A 19,568-nucleotide genomic window follows, 5' to 3' on the forward strand; every position below is an offset into this window, starting at 1 on the left:
CTTTTTCGCCAATATCTCTAATTTTAACGATATATGTGGTACATTAGTATCGGATGAACACGGTTGGGGGGAATAAAATGAAATCGGAAAATATCGAACGAACTGTTCAACAAGGAACCCTCGCTGCCCCGAAACAGGCACTTCGTAAAGTACTGGCGGAAACGATTAAAACAGGGATTATTAAATCCAATTTAATCGTTATGTTTGCAGGGATTACCCTTGCTTTATATATTCACAATATCGCTTTTTTCGATAAAATTGGAGCGATAGTCCTTGCCACACTTGGCTCGGGTCTCGTTATCGGTGCTGCCGGCACGTTTAACAACTTGTACGACCGCGACATTGATAAAATTATGGACCGGACGAAAAACCGCCCTACGGCAACTGGCCGGATGCAGCTGAAAAATGCACTTATACTGGGAAGTGTTATGACACTTACGGGGTTAGGATTTTTATATGCAGCTTCACCGCTCGCAGCTTTTTTTGGTTTTATTGGATTATTCTTTTATGTTGTCCCTTATACGATGTGGAGCAAGCGACGCACGATTTATAATACAGAGATCGGAAGTATTTCCGGAGCAGTGCCGCCTCTTATCGGCTGGGCTGCTATATCCAATGATTTTTTCCATCCGGCAGCTCTCGGGCTTTTCGTTATTATGGTTTTATGGCAAATGCCGCACTTCTATGCTATCGCTATACGCAGGCATGATGAATATAAAGCAGCAAGCATTCCAATGCTTCCGGTAGTTAAAGGGAACCGCAGAACCTATATACAGACAAACGTCTACCTTGTATTGTTAACCCTCTCGAGTTTTCTTTTTCTCCCCGTCAGCAGCTTTATCGTCGGTGTTTCCTTCGTATTAAGCGCAGCCTGGCTTGCAGCAAGCTTTATATGCTACCGGCGGATGGACAGCAAAAAATGGGCCACTACAATGTTCATCTTTTCGCTGAATCATATGACGGTTTTATTCACCGTCGTAATTGGCTTTTCTCTATTCGCCCTGCTTTTTAACTAAAACATGTCCCGGCACCTGTATGGGCCCGGACATGTTTTTCTTTGCCGTTATTTTTACACGGGCACTGGGATTCATTCGAATTCCTGCCCATAATTCTGTATAATGCTTCAAAGAATAGTGAGAACGCTATCAAATCAATATGGATAAAAAGAGGTGAAGAATGACACAACGCATAGCCCTTATCACAGACAGCACCAGCTCTATCGATGCAGAAACAGCCGCGAGGTACAATATACATATCGTTTCTTTATCCGTAGTTTTTGATAATGAAAGCTACAAGGAAAATATTGAAATTACAACGGATGAATTTTACAGGCGCCTTCCACATGAAGAAGTTTTCCCAACGACCAGCCAGCCGTCTGTCGGCAGCTTTGCCGAGCTGTTTGAACAGTTAAAGGGTTCTTACGATGCAGGAATTGCTGTACATATTAGCAGCCATTTGAGCGGCACTCTTCAGACAGCGGAACTTGCAGCTGAGATGGCCGGCTTCCCGCTTTTCACGGTAGATTCAAAAATGGGGGCCGGGAGCATTCGCCCCCTGCTGGTGAGGGGAGCCCAATTGGCAGACGAAGGCAGCACGCCAGGGGAAATACAGGAACAGTTAAAAGAGATGGCCAGCCATGCCAGGGGTTACTTACTGCTTGGAAGTCTCGAACAGGCCCATAAAGGAGGCAGGATCTCCCGGGGGAAACTGATTCTTGGTACTCTTTTAAAAATCCATCCTCTTCTCACCTTCGATGGAGGACAGATTATCCCCTTTGAAAAAATTCGCACCCGAAAACGAGCGGAGAGCAGGCTTCTACAGATTGCTGAGGATGCCATAACCTCCTTCCGTGTCGAAAATATGAGCATTATTTATACTACAACGAAAGAAAAAGCCGAAGTATGGAAAGAAAAGATTCAGGAACTGTCCCCCGGCCTCTCGATTCACCTCTGCCCTCTCAGCCCGGTGATCGGTGTTCATGGCGGAGCCGAAACGATGGGAATTATGTGGTATGAATACGGATAGATAACTTGTGACTTTCCCCTCAAAGCTCTATAATTAGACTGTTCGGCACCATACTTTTATTTTGGAGGACAACGCCCGTGCAATTTAACCAGGAAAAAGCTGACGACTCCTTATACGATTACTTGATCGAACATATAGATACCATGCGTGACTCATCATCCGGGAGTTCTTCTGACAATATTTCCGGGGAATATACAAACCAAAAGCTCGAAGAAATGAAAAAAGTTTTTGCCCAGGAACTTATTCATGTGTTCCGGGAGGAAGAAACCCAGTTTTATGAACATTTTGAAGAAAAAATAGGTGCTATTGTTGAAGAAAATAAAGAAATGTGGCAGCCGATGCTGACTATTCAGGAAGAATTCACCTATTACCGTAACGCTATTTTAGAGCAGATCCGCCTGTTTGTGCATCAATACGAGGAATCAATTCCAATCGATCATGTGCTCAACTGGCAGCGCAAAGCCCTGCAGGCTTTCGACTATGCCGGACGGGCGTTCATGAAAGAAGCCATTTATCATATGAACGAACAGATGCAGCTGAAAGAAGCGATGATCTTAGAACTTTCCTCTCCGATCATCTTAATTCAAAAGAAAACCGGACTTCTTCCGCTTATCGGCCACATTGACGAACAACGGGGGCAGGTTATTGTAGAGCATACGTTAAAGCAATGTACAGAAAGCGAATTAACGCGCCTGTATATTGACCTTTCGGGCGTTCGCGATATTACTACCTTCGTCGCGCAGCGCATCATGCAGCTCGCCACTGCTTTAAAGCTGGTCGGTGTAAAAACTACGCTGTGCGGTATGCGGCCGGAAATGGCCCAAACCGCTGTCCAGCTTGGTATCAGCTTTAAAGATATTGATATTGTTTCTGAACTGACTCACGCCCTTCGTTCAAACTACGCTTTATAAAAATGCAAAGCCTCTGAACCACTGTATGTTCAGAGGCTTTGGTCTGCCCAGGATGCATTCGCCGTGAGACTTTACTTTGCCCGCTCATTTTTGAACATATTTTATTTCCTTCCACATATTTCAACTCGCATATGACACTTGTCATTTTTTCCTCCTGACGTCTATGACTTACAGACAAAGCCTAATTTTTATATCCTATTCATAGATACATAACCCATACAGCAGGGAGCAATCAATCATGAGCAGACAAGAACAAATGCAATTAAAAAAGAGCGCTGCGCCGTATGCACGTTCTGACCATAAAGCCAGTATTATACAGTTATGCAACTCTATCCTTCCTTTATTGGCCCTTTGGGTGCTTGCGTACGCAGCGTATTCCATATCTCCACTGATAACTGTTGCTCTTGCAATCATCGCCGGAGGCTTTATCGTCCGTACCTTTATCATCTTTCATGATTGTACGCATGGTTCATTTTTCAAAAGCAGTAAAGCGAATGACCGTGTCGGCACGTTAACCGGCATCATTACCCACTTCACCTATGCTAAATGGAAAAGAAGCCACATGATCCATCACTCCACGAGCGGCAATCTCGACAAACGGGGCACCGGAGACGTTTGGGTAATGACTGTTGATGAATACCAAAATGCCAGCAGGTGGCTCCGACTCAGCTATCGTTTATACCGCAACCCATTCGTGCTTTTCTTTTTAGGCCCATTTTACTTATTTCTTATTGAAAATCGCTTCAATCGTAAAAATGCAAAACGAAAAGAACGGCTGAACACGTATTTTACGAACATTTCCCTTGTCGTGATTTACACTTTGCTGATCTGGCTTGTTGGCTGGGCTGCTTTTTTCGCTATTCAAATCCCAATGCTGTTCACCGCAGGATTTCTCGGCATTTGGCTTTTTTATGTTCAGCACCAGTTCGAAGATTCCTACTTTGAAAACGAAGACAAATGGGACTTTGTAAAGGCTGCAGTAGATGGAAGCTCTTACTACCAGCTGCCGAAAGTCCTGCAATGGATCACCGGCAACATTGGCTATCATCACGTCCATCACCTCAGCCCGAGAGTGCCAAACTATAATTTAGCAAAAACCCACGAAAATATTGAACCGTTGCAGCAGGCGACCACCATCACTTTATGGACAAGCCTGACCTCCATTCGCTTCCGCCTGTATGATGAAACAAACAAAACATTTGTGAGCTTCAAAGAAGCAAATATTCGCAGCAAAAGACAAGCAAAGGATGCGTTAGCTTCCCCTGTGCCGTCGGATAAAAAATCTTAAACACAAACCCTTCTCTATAACGGAGAGGGGTTTGCTATACTTTTATAAAGAAATGCTACGTCTCATGAAAAAGGAGCCCGTTTATGCATCACTGGTTCGACATATTTCCAAAAAGCACGGGCCTCAGCTTATACGCATGGATCATTTTCTGTTTGCTGCCGTTTTATTTTATTATTCGCTCTGCCGCCTACTTTGAAATCATACTCGGCGTATGTATGATTCTGCTATTCTTTACCACCTATCGGTTATCCTTCATTAAAAAAGGCTGGACGGTTTATTTATCTGTGAGCATTGAAATGATCATCAGCATCGGCATGACCCTTTATTTTGGTTATGTTTATTTTTCCCTGTTTTTAGCCTTCTTTATTGGAAACATCCAGCATAAAGCCGGCTTTATTACCCTGTACATTCTACACCTTATTACTACTCTGGCCGCGGTTATTACCGGCTTTTACGTTCAAAATGAGTTGTTTATGATGCAGCTTCCTTTTATTGCTATCAGCGTTATCGGAGTTATTCTTCTTCCTTTTAACATATACAACCGAAACAAACGCGAAAAGCTTGAAACTGAGCTCCAGGAAGCGAACCAACGTATCTCCCAGCTTGTCGTTCTTGAAGAACGTCAGCGTATTGCCAGGGACCTTCACGACACTCTTGGACAAAAGCTTTCGTTGATTGGTTTAAAAAGTGAACTCGCCGGAAAATTAATCGATACGAAACCTGAACGAACCCAGGCAGAATTAATAGACATTCATCAGACCGCCCGCACCGCCTTAAAAGAAGTTCGGGAGCTTGTATCAAATATGAAAGGCGCGAAGTTGAGCGACGAGCTTTTGCGTGTGGAGGAAATTCTCCAGGCCGCAGGCATTAATCTTCATGTAAAGGGCAGCGCCGCCTTTAACGAAGCGCCGCCTCTCATTGAAAACGTGCTCAGCATGTGTTTAAAGGAAGCCGTGACCAATGTGGTAAAACACAGTGAAGCAGTAAACTGTTATATTACGATCGAGCAATCAACAACCAGCCTTTCCCTTACAGTCGAAGACGACGGCAAGGGCATCTCTTCAGACCAGAAATCCTGGTCCGAAAGCGGGCTCCAGGGCATTAAAGAGCGCCTCAGTTTCATCAACGGCCAGTTGAGCTGCTATTCTTCCAGAGGAACAAAGCTTGCTATTCAAGTACCCCTGGTGGTGCAGCAAATTAAATAAAGGAGCCGTCAGCCATGATAAGAATTGTAATTGTGGAGGACCAGCAGATGCTTTTAGGAGCGCTTGGTTCTTTACTGGATTTAGAGGAAGATATGGAAGTCGTCGGCAAAGCGGAAAATGGACAGGAGGCTTTGGCCCTCATTGAAGAGGAACAGCCCGATATATGCATTATGGATATTGAAATGCCTGTAAAAAGCGGACTGGAGGCAGCTGAAGAACTAAAGGACAGTAGCTGCAAGATTATTATTCTCACCACCTTCGCCCGCAGCGGCTATTTCGAACGGGCCCGAAAAGCAGGGATCAGCGGCTACCTTCTGAAGGATAGCCCAAGCGAAGAACTGGCTCAATCCATCCGTATTATTATGAGCGGCAGAAAGGTTTATTCCCCTGACTTAGTGGACCTGGTTTACGATACAGCCGCCACGCTTACTAAACGTGAAGAAGAAGTACTTACGCTAATCGCCGAAGGAAAAAGCACTACAGCCATAGCCCGGCAGCTATCTCTTACCAACGGTACTGTGAGAAACTATATTTCTGTTATATTTGATAAGCTTGAAGTAAGCAATCGTGTGGAAGCCGTCACCAAATTTCAGGAATTGAAGCATTAAGAATCCCGCCTGTTGCCCCTGGGTTGCATATGCAGCAGGCTTCTGCTATACTATTTTTATACCATATACATGTAGGGGTATAAAACGAAAGGGGAATTCACATGATCGCAACGCTTCCTCGCATTAACGAACTGGCGCGAAAAAAAGTAAACCAGGGACTTACTGCACGTGAACAGCAGGAGCAAAAACTGCTTCGTGAAGAGTACCTTCAAATGATCCGCGGATCGATGGAAGCAACTCTTCTCACCACTACCGTCCAGGATCCCGAAGGTAACGATGTAACACCGGAAAAATTAAAAAATGTTCAATCCTAAAATGCCATGATATAAAAAGCCGGTACGCTTCCAACACAGCGTACCGGTTTTGTTTTATCCTTTTTGCGGACGTTCACTGAGCGTACTGAAAGCCGTCAGTCCAAATACGGTCGTAATAAACATAATAGCTCCCATTGGCACAGCTGTTGTTTCATCAATACCCGCTAGCGGCGAAACAATGGAACCGATTAAAAGCGGCAGCATGCCGAGGAGGGCACTTGCACTTCCTGCCCGGTGACCCTGCTTGGCGATCGCCAGCGTAAATGAACTTGTCAGCACCATCCCCATCGCTGTCATATAAATGAATATAGGTATAACCAGAAGGGCGAGCGGGCCTTCAATGATTGTCATTGCCAGCAGAAAAGAACTCGCACTGACAGCTGTGATCACCGCTGTGCGAAGCAGTTTGCGTTCAGCAATAATACCAGCCAGACGGCCGATTAAAAAACTTCCGGTAATAATCGCCAGGCCGTTAATGCCGAAAAGCACACTGAACACCTGGGCAGAGACACCGTAAATCTCCTGATACACAAACGGTGTGCCGGAAACGTAGGCGAAGCTGCCCCCATGTACGAAGCCAAGCGTTAATGCGTAGCCGATAAAAGATCGATCCTTCCACAAATCGCCAATGGTGCGGATCGTGTATTTAAGTGAGCTCGGCGTTCTTTTTTCTTCCGGAAGAGTCTCTTCAAGCCGAAAACCAATTGTAATTACGATGGCAAGCCCGACGACCGCGAGGAAAAGGAAAATCGTCGACCACTCTGAAAATGGGAGGAGTAAAATAGCGCCCCCAATCATCGGGGCTGCCATAGGGGCGATAGCGTTAATGACCATCAATAATGAAAAGAACTGAGTCAGTTCCTTTCCACTGAAAATATCTCTTACCACTGCCCTTGAAACAACAATCCCGGCAGAAGCGGTTAGGCCCTGCAGCAGTCTCGCAGCAATCAATATGTATATATTTGGGGCAATCGCACAGACAAACGAAGCGGCCGCAAATAGCGTGATAGAAACTAAAAGCGGCTTTCTTCTTCCCTTTGCATCACTAATTGGCCCAACAATTACCTGACCGACGGCAAGACCTACAAGACAGGCGGTCAAACTAAGCTGCACCATTGAAGCGCGGGCATTCAAATCTGCCGCTATTCCCGGGAAGCTTGGCAGATACATGTCAATATTAAGCGGTCCTAGTATCGCAAGCATACTAAGCATCAACGCCAGGCCGATCCGCTCTTTTCCTTTGGGGTTTTGAATCATAATAGAAGGAACACCTTTCTGCTTGAAGTAGAAAATATCCATTCAAATGCTATTTCAAAATTTTTGCATATGTTAGTTATTTTATCCTGTTTTCTGCCCGATGTATACTCGTTTCGCTTCAGGCTTCTATCTCCATTTCGCATCTCTACAGGTGTTTCTAATTTTATTCCTAAACAGATATTCCTAAAGGAAAAACCAGCCCTAGCATAAGTGTAAACACGATCATAAAATACGTAAGAAAAGCGAACTTCGGGCGACGCTCATGACCGATTATATGATTGAGATGAATTTCCATAAAAATAAGAGTCAGCAGGCCAGTGGCAGCCTTTAAAAATATAGCAGGAAAATCCGGAGTCAGGCCTATTAATAACCCACCGGAAATCAATCCCGGCAAGTAAGCGCCCCGCAGGGCGTAATGTATTCCAGAAGCAGGTTTTTTTCTCCCCTTCTTATAAAAAATATTTGCAGAAGCGAACAATATCAGCAGGATGACCACCATTGAAAGATGTGCCGTCACAAGGAATTGTACTATTTGCGGAGTCATTGTATTTCCCTTTCTATTCTTTAGTTCTAACGCTTCCACTATACTAAAGAAAATTTTCTTTGACGAACCTTTACAATTTTATATAACAGTATTGATATTTATATAACTGTTATAATACAATAAGGTTATACCGTGGGAGCATTTTTTCTGCTCTCTTACTCTAAAGGAGGAATAGCATGGTTACGTATCGATCTGCAAGCAGGCTTTTTGTTCACCCTTCTTTATACCAATTTATCAATGAAGAAGCACTACCCGGCTCTGGTCTGGAGGAAAAACAATTTTGGGAAGACTTCAGCCAGCTTATTCACGATTTAACTCCGGAAAACGAGGCTCTTCTTCACACGAGAGATAACCTGCAGAATCAGATTCACGAATGGCATCAGGCTCACCCCCGCTGGGAGCCGGAACAGTACCGGACTTTTCTTGAAAGCATTGGCTATCTTGAGCCTGAACCGGAGGATTTTCAAATTGCGACTGAGAATATAGACAAAGAGATTTCCGTGCAGGCCGGCCCGCAGCTTGTGGTTCCTATCAGCAATGAACGATTCGCCATTAATGCTGCTAACGCCCGCTGGGGAAGCCTTTATGACGCTTTGTATGGAAGCGACATCATTAATGAAGAAAACGGAGCTCAGCAGCAGAAAGCCTACAATCCTGTACGCGGAGAAAAGGTCGTTGCTTACGCTAAACAATTTTTGGACGAATATTTCCCTCTGCGCCACCGCTCTCATAAGGAAGCTTCCAGTTACTCCATCGAAGGCGGACATCTTGAAGTCTCTTTTCAAGATGGCAGTAAAGACAAGCTTCAGCACCCTGAGCAGTTCGCAGGTTACCAGGGCGCAAGCGCTCAGCCGGTAGCTGTCCTTCTCAAGCATCACCGTTTGCACATCGAGATCCAAATTGACTATGGGCACCCCATCGGCAAAACTGATCCGGCAGGAGTAAAAGATGTTGTCGCCGAATCAGCACTTACGACCATTATGGACTGTGAAGATTCTGTAGCCGCTGTGGACGCAGAAGATAAGACAATGGTGTACCGCAATTGGCTGGGCCTCATCAAGGGAGATATTAATGCCTGGTTTCAAAAGGGCGATAAAACGATGACACGTGTCATGAACCCCGACCGCAGCTTTACTTCTCCTAAAGGAGAAGAATTTGTCCTCTCAGGCCGTTCTCTAATGCTAAACCGAAATGTCGGCCATTTGATGAGCACCGATGCTGTATTAAATGAAAATGAAAAGGAAATTCCAGAGGGCATCATGGACGGCGTCATTACGAGCCTTATTGCCAAACACGACCTGCTTGGCAACGGGAAATACAAAAACTCCCGCCGCGGCTCTATCTATATTGTAAAACCAAAAATGCACGGTTCTAAAGAAGCCGCCTTTGCAAACAAACTGTTTGACCGGATTGAAGACATGCTGGACTTAGAACGTCACACTTTAAAAATAGGCGTCATGGATGAGGAACGAAGAACCACAGTTAACCTAAAAGCCTGCATCAAGGAAGTAAAAGACCGGGTCATGTTCATCAATACGGGCTTTCTGGACCGGACCGGAGATGAAATTCACACCTCTATGGAAGCAGGCCCGATGATCCGCAAAGGGGAAATGAAAGCCTCTGCCTGGCTCGGAAGCTACGAGAAATCAAACGTCCAGACCGGCCTTACTGCCGGCTTCGAACAGCGTGCCCAGATCGGTAAAGGCATGTGGGCGATGCCCGAACAGCTGGCCGCTATGATGGATCAGAAGGACGGACAGTTAAAAGCCGGAGCTTCCACCGCCTGGGTCCCGTCACCGACTGCTGCTGCCCTCCATGCTCTTCATTACCACAAGGTAAACGTGCTGGAGGTTCAAAAAGATTTAAAACAGGCGTCTGAGTCACACCTTGCTTCTATTTTAACTATACCTGTGGCTGCTAAAGAAGACTGGTCCCCGGCTGAAATCCAGGAAGAACTCGATAACAATGCCCAGGGCATCCTTGGATACGTCGTACGCTGGGTCGAGCTTGGTATCGGCTGCTCAAAAGTGCCGGACATCAATAATGTAGCTCTTATGGAAGACCGGGCCACCCTCCGTATCTCAAGCCAGCATATCGCTAACTGGATTCACCACCATGTATGCTCCAAACAGCAGGTCATGGATACCTTCAAGCGCATGGCAGCTGTCGTGGATGAACAAAACGCCCACGATCCTGGATACCGTCCGATGAGCCCAGACTTTGAACAATCGACTGCCTTTCAAGCCGCCTGCGATTTAGTTTTTCAGGGGTACCATCAGCCTAATGGCTACACCGAGCCCATCCTGCACCAACGCCGCAGGGAAGCTAAAAGCCGCTTAAAGGCAGAAATCAAATAGTATTGCCCCCTGCCCGGGGGCTTGCCATAACACGGCAAGCCTCCGGATATTTTATGGCTGGACTGAGAGCTTTCTTATAGAAACATAGACAGTAAAAAAGCCGGCATTCTGCTGTTTCGCAGGATGCCGGCTTTAATAATTTTTATTCTTCCGTTTTGCTTAAGCAATGATCACATTGAATCATCGGCGTTTCCTGGTGCTCTGTGATTTCGCCTCCGCAGTCGCTGCAAATCATTGTCGGCATTTCGCTTTGATACTCCGTCATTGTCTCCCTCACCGGAAAAACCTCCTTATAATTTTATATACTTAGCGGCTGAACTGACTCGATTCGGTAGAGCCTTTCATTGCTGTCGTTGATGATTTTCCACTTGAGATAGTAGTAGCTACCTGGTCGAAATATCCTGTACCAACCTCCCGCTGATGGCGGGTTGCTGTGTAGCCATGGTCTTCGTTGGCAAACTCTTTTTGCTGAAGCTCGGAATAAGCTCCCATGCCCCGTTCCTTGTAGCCTCCAGCTAGTTCAAACATACTGTTATTAAGAGCGTGGAAGCCGGCCAGAGTAACAAACTGGAACTTGTAGCCCATCTCGCCCAATTGCTCCTGGAAGGTTTCAATTTCTTCATCGCTCAGCTTGGCTTTCCAGTTAAAGGAAGGTGAGCAATTGTAGGCAAGCATTTTTCCTGGAAATTTTTCATGGATCGCATCTGCAAACTTCTGTGCTTCCTCCAGATTGGGTTCAGAGGTTTCACACCAAACCAGATCGGCATACGGAGCATAAGCAAGTCCTCTGGCAATTGCCTGATCCAGACCATTATTTGTGCGGTAGAAGCCTTCCTCGGTCCGTTCATTGCTTCGGATAAATGAGTGGTCATAGGCGTCAATATCACTTGTAAGCAAGTCTGCCGCATTCGCGTCCGTTCTGGCGACAATTATCGTCGGTACGCCCATTACGTCTGCTGCAAGTCTTGCTGAAATAAGATTTTGTATAGCCGTGCTTGTTGGAATCAACACTTTTCCGCCCAGATGGCCGCATTTCTTTTCAGACGCGAGTTGGTCTTCAAAGTGTACACCGGCTGCTCCCGCTTCGATCATCGATTTGGTTAATTCGAACACATTCAGACGGCCGCCAAATCCTGCTTCCCCGTCAGCTACAATTGGAGCAAAGAAGTTCGTTTCATCGTTTCCTTCAAGGTGCTCTATCTGATCCGCCCGCTGCAGTGCCTGGTTGATACGCTGCACTACGTGGGGAACACTGTTGGCGGGATATAAGCTCTGATCCGGATACATATGGCCGGAGAGGTTAGCGTCAGCGGCCACCTGCCAGCCGCTTAAATAAATCGCTTTCAATCCTGCTTTCACCTGCTGCACGGCTTGATTTCCGGTAAGTGCCCCGAGTGCCCGGACGAACGGGTCCTCCTGCATTAAATTCCAAAGACGATTCGCTCCCATCTCAGCGAGTGTATATTCTACTTTGATCGAGCCGCGAAGCTTCAGCACATCCTCCGCCGAATACGGGCGTATAATTCCTTTCCACCGTTCCTCGTTCTCCCAGGCTTCTTCCATCTGCTTTACATCTTCCTGACGAATCATGTGTCTCTCTCCTTTTTCTTCAGATTAACAAATTGGAAATTCAGCTGCCTTTTCTGTTATAGTACAATTTGTTTGTTTGAGACTATATTATAACAGTAATCAGAATGAGTCAACTGTTTTATAATAATTTTTTGAATTTTTATTATCCTCTATCTTTTAGAGGTTCAACGCCATTCGTTATACTATTTTTTCCTTTAATCGAATTATCTTTCATCATGTTCTTCTGTATTAATACAGAAGAAACCATTTCTTTTAACAAATATTATGTATTTTCAAAGCCTTATCACAGACCGAAGCTTTTGGGGGCACGGGCTTTTTTCATTGACGAAGGCTTCCGGTTCTACTATGATTTACTTTTTGTGTCCGGCTGCCAGAAACGCGTTTAATTATACCGCCTTTTCTACATCCGCATAAATTATTACTTCATTTTAAAAGAAAGTAGGAATATTCGTGTCTTCACCATCCCCTAATCATTGGAAGAATAATGATTGGCCGGTCACGCTTCTAAGCGGTGGACTGTTGATTTTATTTGTTGTCTTTTCTCTTATTAATGCTGAAGCTGTAGGCCAGTTTGTCACTACCACCTTTAACTGGGCCGTTACCTTTTTCGGAGCTTTTTGGCAGATTCTTTTACTTGCCACCTTTTTTATCGGACTCTACATTGGCTTTTCAAAATACGGACGCGTGCGCCTTGGTAATCTAGCAGAACCGGAATTCAGCTATTTTAAATGGCTCTCCATCATCATGTGTACCCTGCTCGCCGGCGGTGGTGTTTTCTGGGCCGCAGCGGAGCCTATTTATCATTTCATGGATCTTCCGCCGGTATTTTCCGGGCTTGAGAGCAGTTCCTCTGAAGCAGTACAGCCTGCGCTCGCTCAAAGCTTTCTACACTGGGGCTTTCTCGCCTGGGCTATTCTTGGAACACTGAGTACTATAGTGTTAATGCAGGCTCATTATGATAAAGGAATGCCTCTTCGTCCGCGGACGCTTCTTTATCCAGTGTTTGGCGAAAAAATCGCCGTTCATAGCCCGCTTGGCACTATTGTGGACGTTTGTTCTATTGTGTCGGTGGCTGCCGGTACTATTGGTCCTATTGGATTTTTAGGCACTCAGGCGGGCTATGGCTTTGAGACCCTCATGGGAATCCCTAATAATTACCCGACCCAGTTTATAATTATTGCCGGTCTTGTAGCTATTGCTTCTATATCCGCAGTCACCGGTATTCATAAAGGGATCCAGCTTTTAAGCCGGTTTAATGTATGGTTTACGATTGTTTTGATTTTATTTATTTTGCTTATCGGCCCGGGCGGTTTTATCCTGGACGCCTTTATCTCTTCATTCGGAGTTTATACGCAGGAATTTGCCCAAATGAGCAGCTTTCGTGGAAATAATGAATGGCTCGGTTTATGGACCGTTTTTTTCTGGGGATGGTTTTTAGGCTATGGCCCGATGATGGCTATTTTTATCACGAGAATCTCCCGGGGCAGAACAATCCGGCAGCTGATCCTGGCCGTATCTATCATTGCCCCGCTCGTAACAAACTTCTGGTTCACTATTGTTGGCGGCTCCGGTATATTTTATGAATTAAACAATCCGGGCTCTGTTTCTAACGCCCTGTTCGAAGCAGGCATGCCTGCTTCGATGATGGCAATCGTCCAACAGCTGCCGCTTGGCACTGTTATCGCTTTTTGCTTTTTATTGGTTACCATTCTTTTTGTGGTTACTACAACAGATTCCATGTCTTACACAATTTCAATTGTAGTCAGCGACAGCGAAGAACCTCATCCTGCCATTCGTGTTTTCTGGGTGGTTATTATGGGGGCTGTGGCTGCCTGCCTATTGTTCATCGGTGAAGGCAGCGTGGACGCTCTCCAGTCATTTATTGTTGTTACCGCTGTGCCTGTTTCCCTAATTCTGTTGCCAACACTTTGGCTTGCGCCGAAGGCAGCCAAAGCGATGGCACGAAATCAAGGTATTACAGCCTCTTCTTCGATTGAACATGAAGCAAAAAAAGAAGCACAGTAAATAATTTCTTTTGGTATCCGATAAAATGGATAGTAATAGAGTCTTACAAGCGTACGTTTTGAATAGGAGGATGTAAGATCATGAATCAATGCTCCAACTGTACGGCCCTGCCTGATCTGGAATCTTCCGGGTATCTCGTATTCTCCCATAAGTCGTTTAAGGTGCTTCGTGATCTCCATGGCCGCCTGCTGCAAAGCGGCTATATTTCCTATATGCAGGGTACAACACTTCATTATGGCTACTCTGCTGTGCAGAAACTAGGCCCCTTTCTTGATTTCATTGAACGTGTATTCCCTGGCGACCCGGCAGATTTACAGGGAACCTGGACAGGGAAAGACCAGCAATCCCACGCGAATATGATTAATTTCCATCAACTGAAAGAACGGCTGACCCGTCCTTCGTTTATGACGATTATTAACGAGCAGCAATTCACTCACCACATGCAGCCGATTACCCAACTGAGTACCGATAAGGTGATAGGGTACGAATTCCTTATGCGGCCGAAGACCGATGCTACTCAGTTCCAGCCGGACCAGCTGTTTTCTTTTTCCCAGCAGAGCGGCCTTCAACCGCTTCTGGACCACCGGTCACGCATCGCATCCATTACCACAAGCGCCAAACATCTAAAGCCTGGCATTAAACGTTTTATTAACTTTTTGCCTTCTTCGGTTTACGACCCGGACCACTGTCTTCTTTCCACATTTGTCAAAATAAGGGGACTAGGCATTTCTATGAAGGACATTGTGTTTGAAGTAGTGGAAACAGAAAAATTTGATAACCTTAGTCACTTGCTCCGTATTTTTCAGACCTTTAACTCGCGCGGTGCACGTGTTGCTCTAGACGATCTTGGAGCAGGCTACTCCACAATTGACGTTATGGAAGAATTGCAGCCGCACTACGTAAAAATCGACCGTTCGCTGGTAGATCATTGCGACCAGGACATTAAAAAACAGCAGCGGCTGGAGAAAATTGTTTCACAAGCAGGCAAATACAGGATCACCACACTGGCGGAAGGAATTGAACGGCCTGAAGAATTAACCTGTGTCCGTGAACTGGGCTTCGGTTTAGCACAAGGGTATTTACTTGGAAAACCAAAAGCGGTGCCTGAGGCTCCAACGCTTTTCAGCTAATTAGAATAAAAATGGTTTATTACCCGGGAAATATAAAAGGACCGAAGCTGAAAAGCCGGTCCTTTTTACTGTATTTTTTTATTTTGCCAAACCGCTTTTAACGAATGAATAGACTCAGCCCAAAGGTTCACAGGCAGACACATAGCAGCAGGCACAAGCTATACCTGAGCGTCATTTTCATTAATTGCTACATTTGAACTTTCAAAAAAGTGCAAAAAAATTAGTCACTGAGCGCAAAATTTCTTTCATTTCTTTCCTTTTTTAACCGGCACTTTCCCGCTATAACCCTTTGCTAGTGTTGGCATAGTTTTTGCAACCTTTACGGTAACCTTACTTTAAGAGTGGGTATGTATGTCAGAAACAATGTCTTCGAGGCAGATTATCAATCAGAACGATAAACACGGCGCCCATAATTACACACCGCTTCCCATCGTTATTACTGAAGCGGAAGGCGTATGGGTGAACGATCCGTAAGGCCGCTCCTATATCGATATGCTGAGTGCTTATTCGGCTGTCAATCAGGAACACCGCCATCCTAAAATTATTCAGGTATCTTCACCCCGGGAGCCCACGACTCTGCATTTAGCGGCCTCCCTCTGGCCTGCGCAGTAGTGATTGCTTCTCTGGAAGTGATCGAAGAGCAGCAGCTTGCCTCCCCGTTCACTCGAACTCGGAGAGTATTTTAAACGAAGGCTTGCTGCTATCACAAACCCTCATATTAAAGAAGTAAGAGGCAGAGGGCTGTTTATCGGCATCGAGCTCGACATTCCGGCGCGTGCCTGCTGTGAGCAGTTAAAAGAAAAAGGAATTCTCTGTAAAGAAACACATGAAACTGTTATCCGTTTCGCCCCGCCGCTCGTTATTTCAAAGGAGGATCTCGACTGGGCGGCTGAACGAATTGAAAAAGTACTTGCTGAACTTTAATAATAGGAGGCTTTTACATGTATACCACCTACCGGCATGAACCCTTCACCGATTTCACCGATGAACAGAACCGCCAGGCATTTGCGGACGCGATCAAGGACGTCGACAAACAGCTTGGCCAGGACTACCCGCTGATTATTGGCGGGGAGCGGATCATCACGGGCGAAAAGCTGGCGTCCACCAACCCGGCCAATAAAAAAGAAGTGGTCGGCCGGGTCTCCAAAGCCAATCCCGCCCTGATTAATCAGGCCTTCGAGGCGGCCAGCAAAGCGTTTCGGTCCTGGCGGACGACCAGTGCCGATGCCCGGGCGGAAGTGATGTTCCGGGCCGCCGCCACCATGCGCCGCCGGAAGCATGAACTCTCGGCCACGCTCGTCAAAGAGGGCGGCAAACCCTGGAAGGAAGCCGATGCGGATGTGGCCGAAGCCATTGATTTCGTGGAATATTATGCCCGCCAGATGCTCGAGCTGAAAAACGGCAAACCCATCAACAGCCGCGAGGGAGAATACAACCAGTACATCTACCAGCCGCTCGGGGTGGCGGTGACGATTCCCCCATGGAATTTCGCCTGCGCGATCATGGTGGGCACCACGGTCGCTCCACTGGTGACCGGCAATACCGTGCTGCTAAAGCCGGCCGAGCCGACCCCGGTGATCGCGGCAAAGTTTGTCGACATTTTAATCGAATCCGGCGTGCCGGACGGCGTCATTAACTTCGTCCCCGGGGACCCCGAAGCCATCGGCGGCCACCTCGTGGATCATCCCCAAACCGCGCTGATCAGCTTCACTGGCTCCCGGGCCACCGGTACCCGTTTGTATCAAAAAGCCGCCGCTATTCAGGAGGGCCAGCAGCACCTGAAGCGGGTCATTGTGGAAATGGGCGGCAAGGATACGGTGGTCGTCGACAGCGACGCAGATCTTGATACGGCTGCGGAAGCTATTATTAACTCTGCTTACGGCTTTTCCGGCCAGAAATGCTCGGCCGGCTCCCGGGTCGTCGCTCACGAGGATGTGTACGACGAGGTTCTAAGCAAAGTGGAACAACAGGCGAAAGCGTTGGCGGTCGGGGACCCGGCGTCCTATGCGACCTACATGGGCCCGGTCATCAACCAGAAAGCCTTTGACAAAATCACCGGCTATATCGAGATCGGCAAACAGGAGGGCCGGCTGGTGGCCGGCGGAACGGGCGACGACTCCAATGGATACTTCATTGATCCGACCATCTTTGCCGACGTGGACCCGAACGCCCGTCTGATGCAGGAGGAGATCTTCGGCCCGGTCGTGGCGTTTACGAAAGCCTCTTCCTATGAAGAAGCCATCGACATTGCCAACAATACGGAGTACGGCTTAACCGGGGCCGTCATTTCCAATACCATCGACCATTTGGAGTACGCCAAGCTCCATTTCCACGTCGGCAACCTGTATTTCAACCGCAACTGCACCGGCGCCATCGTTGGCTACCATCCCTTTGGCGGCTTTAAAATGTCCGGCACCGATGCCAAGGCCGGCGGTCCGGATTACCTGATCCAGCACATGCATCCAAAAACAATCAGTCAGATGCTTTAATATTGCTGTCGGTAATGTAGTATATTTTACAAAGGAGTTTTCCCCAAGGAGGGAGAACTCCTTTTTATCGTTGCTCTCTTCTCTTGTCCTGAGCGTTCATTTTGACAATAGCGTCTGTTTCCTTTAGTTTTATCATGTTGATTAAACCGATAAGAATTCATTAATAAAGGAGGTCCAGCTGTTGAAACACTTGATGAAGCGTTACTTTGATGTGTCACTGATTGCCAAAATTACCACCGCCCTTATTGCTGGCATCGCTGTAGGGTTTATTTTCGGTGAAGATGCCGCCGTGCTCGCCCCTGTCGGCGACCTTATGCTTCGACTGCTTCAATTTATTATAGTTCCACTGATTTTATTTACGCTGATTGTAGGGGTTAACCAGACTACGGTCGGCGGGCTCGGCCGGATGGGAGGTAAAGTATTCATTTATTATCTTCTTACCTCTGCTATAGCAATCGTGGTGGGCACCTCTGTCGCGAGCCTTTTCAACCCTGGCACCGGTACTACACTGGATGGGAGCGAAAGCTTTCAAACTCCTGATAATCCCGGGGTCACAGAGGTTATATTAAATATCGTCCCGGATAATATTGCCGTAGCTTTTACGGAAATGAACCTTTTAGGAATTATTTTTACCGCCTTTGCTTTCGGCATTGCTTTAACCTCTCTGCGTTCATCATCAACCCATAAAGAAATGGGAGAGCGTCTGTACCGCGGAGCAGAAGCCCTAAACGAGCTTACACTCACCGTTATGAAAGGCATTTTACAGTTTATACCGTTCGGCATCTTTGCCATTATCGCTGAAATTGTAGGCAGCCAGGGAGCGAACACACTTCTCTCCCTTGGTAATTTTATACTCGTGCTGTACATTGCCCTTGCGGTGCAGCTTGGCCTTTATATTGTCTTTCTTTTAGCCGCCAAAACTAATCTCGGTGCCTTCTTCCGGGAAGCGCGCACTCCGATGCTTACAGCCTTTGTCACCCAGAGCAGCTCAGGTACGCTCCCTCTCACATTAAACGCTGCCCGTGACCTTGGGTTAAAGCAGAGCCTCTACGGCTTCAGCCTGCCTCTTGGAGCGACAATTAACATGGACGGTGCCGCCATCCGGGTCGCTGTTTCCGCCGTTTTCGCAGCAAACGTTGTAGGTGAGCCGCTCAGCTTTGTTGCTATTCTTCAAATTGTAATTGTCGGTACTCTGGCAACGGTCGGTACTGCAGGGGTTCCCGGCGCCGGCATTATTATGATTGCCACAGTATTTTCTCAGGTCGGCCTTCCGATGGAGGCAGTAGCGCTTTTAACCGCTGTTGATGTACTTGTCGGCATGGGAGCAACTGCTTTAAATGTCACCGGAGACCTCGTTGGAACAACACTGATTAATAAAACAGAAAAAACAGGCAGCACCACTGCTGAAAAATGACAAAAAGCCGCGGCCTCTTAATGAGACCGCGGCTTTTTGTTAATCCACCGGGCGCCTTCCCGGCTCCATATCAGAATTGGAGGCCGTCATGACTGGCGTTACCGTCAGGTCGGAATACACCCGGTTTTGACAGGAGAGTCTGATATTTTCATCGGTAATGTCTTTGTTTTCGAGAACCGCGGCTTCCGGAGCTTCCTTTGGTCCAAGCTCCCCTTCGTTCACCTCGCACCTGCAGGTAGTGCATCTGGCATTCCCACCGCAGCGGTGCAAAATGTCGACGCCATTATCTTCAAGCGCAAGTACAAGTTTCTTTCCTTCTTCCACTTCAAATGAACCGTATCCTTTTACATGAATCGTTGGCATATTGATCCCCCTTGTAAAATGAAATGCACGTAAAGCGTAACACTTGAG

18 protein-coding genes and 1 pseudogene are annotated in these 19,568 nt (G+C 46.7%); 14 read left to right on the top strand and 5 right to left on the bottom strand.

Features of this window, described 5'->3' with window-relative positions; genetic code table 11:
* Positions 1-77: 77 nt before the first annotated feature.
* The 7 genes from cyoE (at position 78) to ACTTK6_RS06885 (ending at position 6,351) form a co-directional block, all read left to right on the top strand.
* The gene (cyoE, locus tag ACTTK6_RS06855) at positions 78-1,016 is read left to right on the top strand and encodes a heme o synthase (protein WP_094908276.1); all 939 of its coding nucleotides are present in this window, start codon (positions 78-80) and stop codon (positions 1,014-1,016) included.
* Between the two features lie 160 nt (positions 1,017-1,176).
* A complete protein-coding gene (locus tag ACTTK6_RS06860; protein ID WP_094908277.1) occupies positions 1,177-2,025 on the top strand; it encodes a DegV family protein in 849 nt (282 codons plus the stop codon).
* 77 nt (positions 2,026-2,102) lie between these two features.
* Positions 2,103-2,936, top strand: a complete 834-nt coding sequence (locus ACTTK6_RS06865) for an STAS domain-containing protein (RefSeq protein WP_079475219.1) — start codon at positions 2,103-2,105, stop codon at positions 2,934-2,936.
* 238 nt (positions 2,937-3,174) lie between these two features.
* Entirely contained in the window at positions 3,175-4,224 is a 1,050-nt protein-coding gene (gene desA / locus ACTTK6_RS06870) for a Delta(5) desaturase DesA (RefSeq protein WP_094908278.1), read from the top strand.
* An 83-nt stretch (positions 4,225-4,307) separates the two neighbouring features.
* A complete protein-coding gene (locus ACTTK6_RS06875) occupies positions 4,308-5,429 on the top strand; it encodes a sensor histidine kinase (protein ID WP_094908279.1) in 1,122 nt (373 codons plus the stop codon).
* A gap of 14 nt (positions 5,430-5,443) precedes the next feature.
* Positions 5,444-6,037, top strand: a complete 594-nt coding sequence (locus ACTTK6_RS06880) for a response regulator transcription factor (protein ID WP_079475216.1) — start codon at positions 5,444-5,446, stop codon at positions 6,035-6,037.
* A gap of 101 nt (positions 6,038-6,138) precedes the next feature.
* A complete protein-coding gene (locus ACTTK6_RS06885; RefSeq protein ID WP_079475215.1) occupies positions 6,139-6,351 on the top strand; it encodes a DUF896 domain-containing protein in 213 nt (70 codons plus the stop codon).
* Between the two features lie 54 nt (positions 6,352-6,405).
* On the opposite strand, the gene ACTTK6_RS06890 is transcribed toward ACTTK6_RS06885, so the two are convergent.
* Together ACTTK6_RS06890 and ACTTK6_RS06895 are read right to left on the bottom strand one after the other, a co-directional pair.
* A complete protein-coding gene (locus ACTTK6_RS06890) occupies positions 6,406-7,608 on the bottom strand; it encodes a Bcr/CflA family efflux MFS transporter (protein WP_079475214.1) in 1,203 nt (400 codons plus the stop codon).
* 169 nt (positions 7,609-7,777) lie between these two features.
* Positions 7,778-8,152, bottom strand: coding sequence for a DUF1516 family protein (locus ACTTK6_RS06895; protein WP_462833043.1), 375 nt, complete (start codon positions 8,150-8,152; stop codon positions 7,778-7,780).
* 176 nt (positions 8,153-8,328) lie between these two features.
* On the opposite strand from ACTTK6_RS06895, the gene ACTTK6_RS06900 reads away from it, so the two are divergent.
* Positions 8,329-10,509 (top strand): malate synthase G, encoded by a 2,181-nt coding sequence (locus ACTTK6_RS06900; RefSeq protein WP_462833044.1) that lies wholly within the window; start codon positions 8,329-8,331, stop codon positions 10,507-10,509.
* Between the two features lie 142 nt (positions 10,510-10,651).
* On the opposite strand, the gene ACTTK6_RS06905 is transcribed toward ACTTK6_RS06900, so the two are convergent.
* Entirely contained in the window at positions 10,652-10,786 is a 135-nt protein-coding gene (locus ACTTK6_RS06905; protein WP_462833045.1) for a protein YhfH, read from the bottom strand.
* 29 nt (positions 10,787-10,815) lie between these two features.
* Positions 10,816-12,099, bottom strand: a complete 1,284-nt coding sequence (gene aceA, locus ACTTK6_RS06910; RefSeq protein ID WP_079475211.1) for an isocitrate lyase — start codon at positions 12,097-12,099, stop codon at positions 10,816-10,818.
* 450 nt (positions 12,100-12,549) lie between these two features.
* Here aceA and ACTTK6_RS06915 point away from each other — a divergent pair, with 450 nt between their 5' ends.
* The 6 genes and pseudogenes from ACTTK6_RS06915 to ACTTK6_RS06940 all read left to right on the top strand — a co-directional run bounded on the left by ACTTK6_RS06915 (position 12,550) and on the right by ACTTK6_RS06940 (position 19,157).
* Positions 12,550-14,124 carry a BCCT family transporter gene (locus tag ACTTK6_RS06915; protein WP_462833046.1) on the top strand — a complete coding sequence of 525 codons (1,575 nt, stop codon included), beginning with the start codon at positions 12,550-12,552 and terminating at the stop codon, positions 14,122-14,124.
* Between the two features lie 80 nt (positions 14,125-14,204).
* Positions 14,205-15,254: an EAL domain-containing protein gene (locus tag ACTTK6_RS06920; RefSeq protein ID WP_462833047.1), complete on the top strand. Its 1,050-nt coding sequence runs from the start codon at positions 14,205-14,207 to the stop codon at positions 15,252-15,254.
* 351 nt (positions 15,255-15,605) lie between these two features.
* Positions 15,606-15,728, top strand: coding sequence for a hypothetical protein (locus ACTTK6_RS06925; RefSeq protein ID WP_425320079.1), 123 nt, complete (start codon positions 15,606-15,608; stop codon positions 15,726-15,728).
* Between the two features lie 77 nt (positions 15,729-15,805).
* Positions 15,806-16,178, top strand: a pseudogene (locus ACTTK6_RS06930) (aminotransferase class III-fold pyridoxal phosphate-dependent enzyme); the annotation flags it as partial.
* Positions 16,179-16,195: 17 nt separating this feature from the next.
* Positions 16,196-17,743, top strand: a complete 1,548-nt coding sequence (gene pruA / locus ACTTK6_RS06935) for an L-glutamate gamma-semialdehyde dehydrogenase (RefSeq protein WP_462833048.1) — start codon at positions 16,196-16,198, stop codon at positions 17,741-17,743.
* 181 nt (positions 17,744-17,924) lie between these two features.
* Positions 17,925-19,157, top strand: a complete 1,233-nt coding sequence (locus tag ACTTK6_RS06940; protein ID WP_462833049.1) for a dicarboxylate/amino acid:cation symporter — start codon at positions 17,925-17,927, stop codon at positions 19,155-19,157.
* A gap of 39 nt (positions 19,158-19,196) precedes the next feature.
* On the opposite strand, the gene ACTTK6_RS06945 is transcribed toward ACTTK6_RS06940, so the two are convergent.
* Complete coding sequence (locus tag ACTTK6_RS06945) at positions 19,197-19,520, bottom strand: 2Fe-2S iron-sulfur cluster-binding protein (protein WP_079475207.1); 324 nt, start codon at positions 19,518-19,520, stop codon at positions 19,197-19,199.
* Positions 19,521-19,568 lie beyond the last annotated feature (48 nt).

This window comes from Marinococcus salis (genome assembly GCF_054971365.1).

Coding starts and splice junctions, on each gene's coding strand:
- ACTTK6_RS06895 (WP_462833043.1), bottom strand. CDS start 8,152: ATGACTCCGCAAATAGTACAATTCCTTGTGACGGCACATCTTTCAATG.
- ACTTK6_RS06920 (WP_462833047.1), top strand. CDS start 14,205: ATGAATCAATGCTCCAACTGTACGGCCCTGCCTGATCTGGAATCTTCC.
- ACTTK6_RS06925 (WP_425320079.1), top strand. CDS start 15,606: ATGTCAGAAACAATGTCTTCGAGGCAGATTATCAATCAGAACGATAAA.
- aceA (WP_079475211.1), bottom strand. CDS start 12,099: ATGATTCGTCAGGAAGATGTAAAGCAGATGGAAGAAGCCTGGGAGAAC.
- ACTTK6_RS06875 (WP_094908279.1), top strand. CDS start 4,308: ATGCATCACTGGTTCGACATATTTCCAAAAAGCACGGGCCTCAGCTTA.
- ACTTK6_RS06900 (WP_462833044.1), top strand. CDS start 8,329: ATGGTTACGTATCGATCTGCAAGCAGGCTTTTTGTTCACCCTTCTTTA.
- pruA (WP_462833048.1), top strand. CDS start 16,196: ATGTATACCACCTACCGGCATGAACCCTTCACCGATTTCACCGATGAA.
- ACTTK6_RS06885 (WP_079475215.1), top strand. CDS start 6,139: ATGATCGCAACGCTTCCTCGCATTAACGAACTGGCGCGAAAAAAAGTA.
- ACTTK6_RS06860 (WP_094908277.1), top strand. CDS start 1,177: ATGACACAACGCATAGCCCTTATCACAGACAGCACCAGCTCTATCGAT.
- cyoE (WP_094908276.1), top strand. CDS start 78: ATGAAATCGGAAAATATCGAACGAACTGTTCAACAAGGAACCCTCGCT.
- ACTTK6_RS06880 (WP_079475216.1), top strand. CDS start 5,444: ATGATAAGAATTGTAATTGTGGAGGACCAGCAGATGCTTTTAGGAGCG.
- desA (WP_094908278.1), top strand. CDS start 3,175: ATGAGCAGACAAGAACAAATGCAATTAAAAAAGAGCGCTGCGCCGTAT.
- ACTTK6_RS06890 (WP_079475214.1), bottom strand. CDS start 7,608: ATGATTCAAAACCCCAAAGGAAAAGAGCGGATCGGCCTGGCGTTGATG.
- ACTTK6_RS06945 (WP_079475207.1), bottom strand. CDS start 19,520: ATGCCAACGATTCATGTAAAAGGATACGGTTCATTTGAAGTGGAAGAA.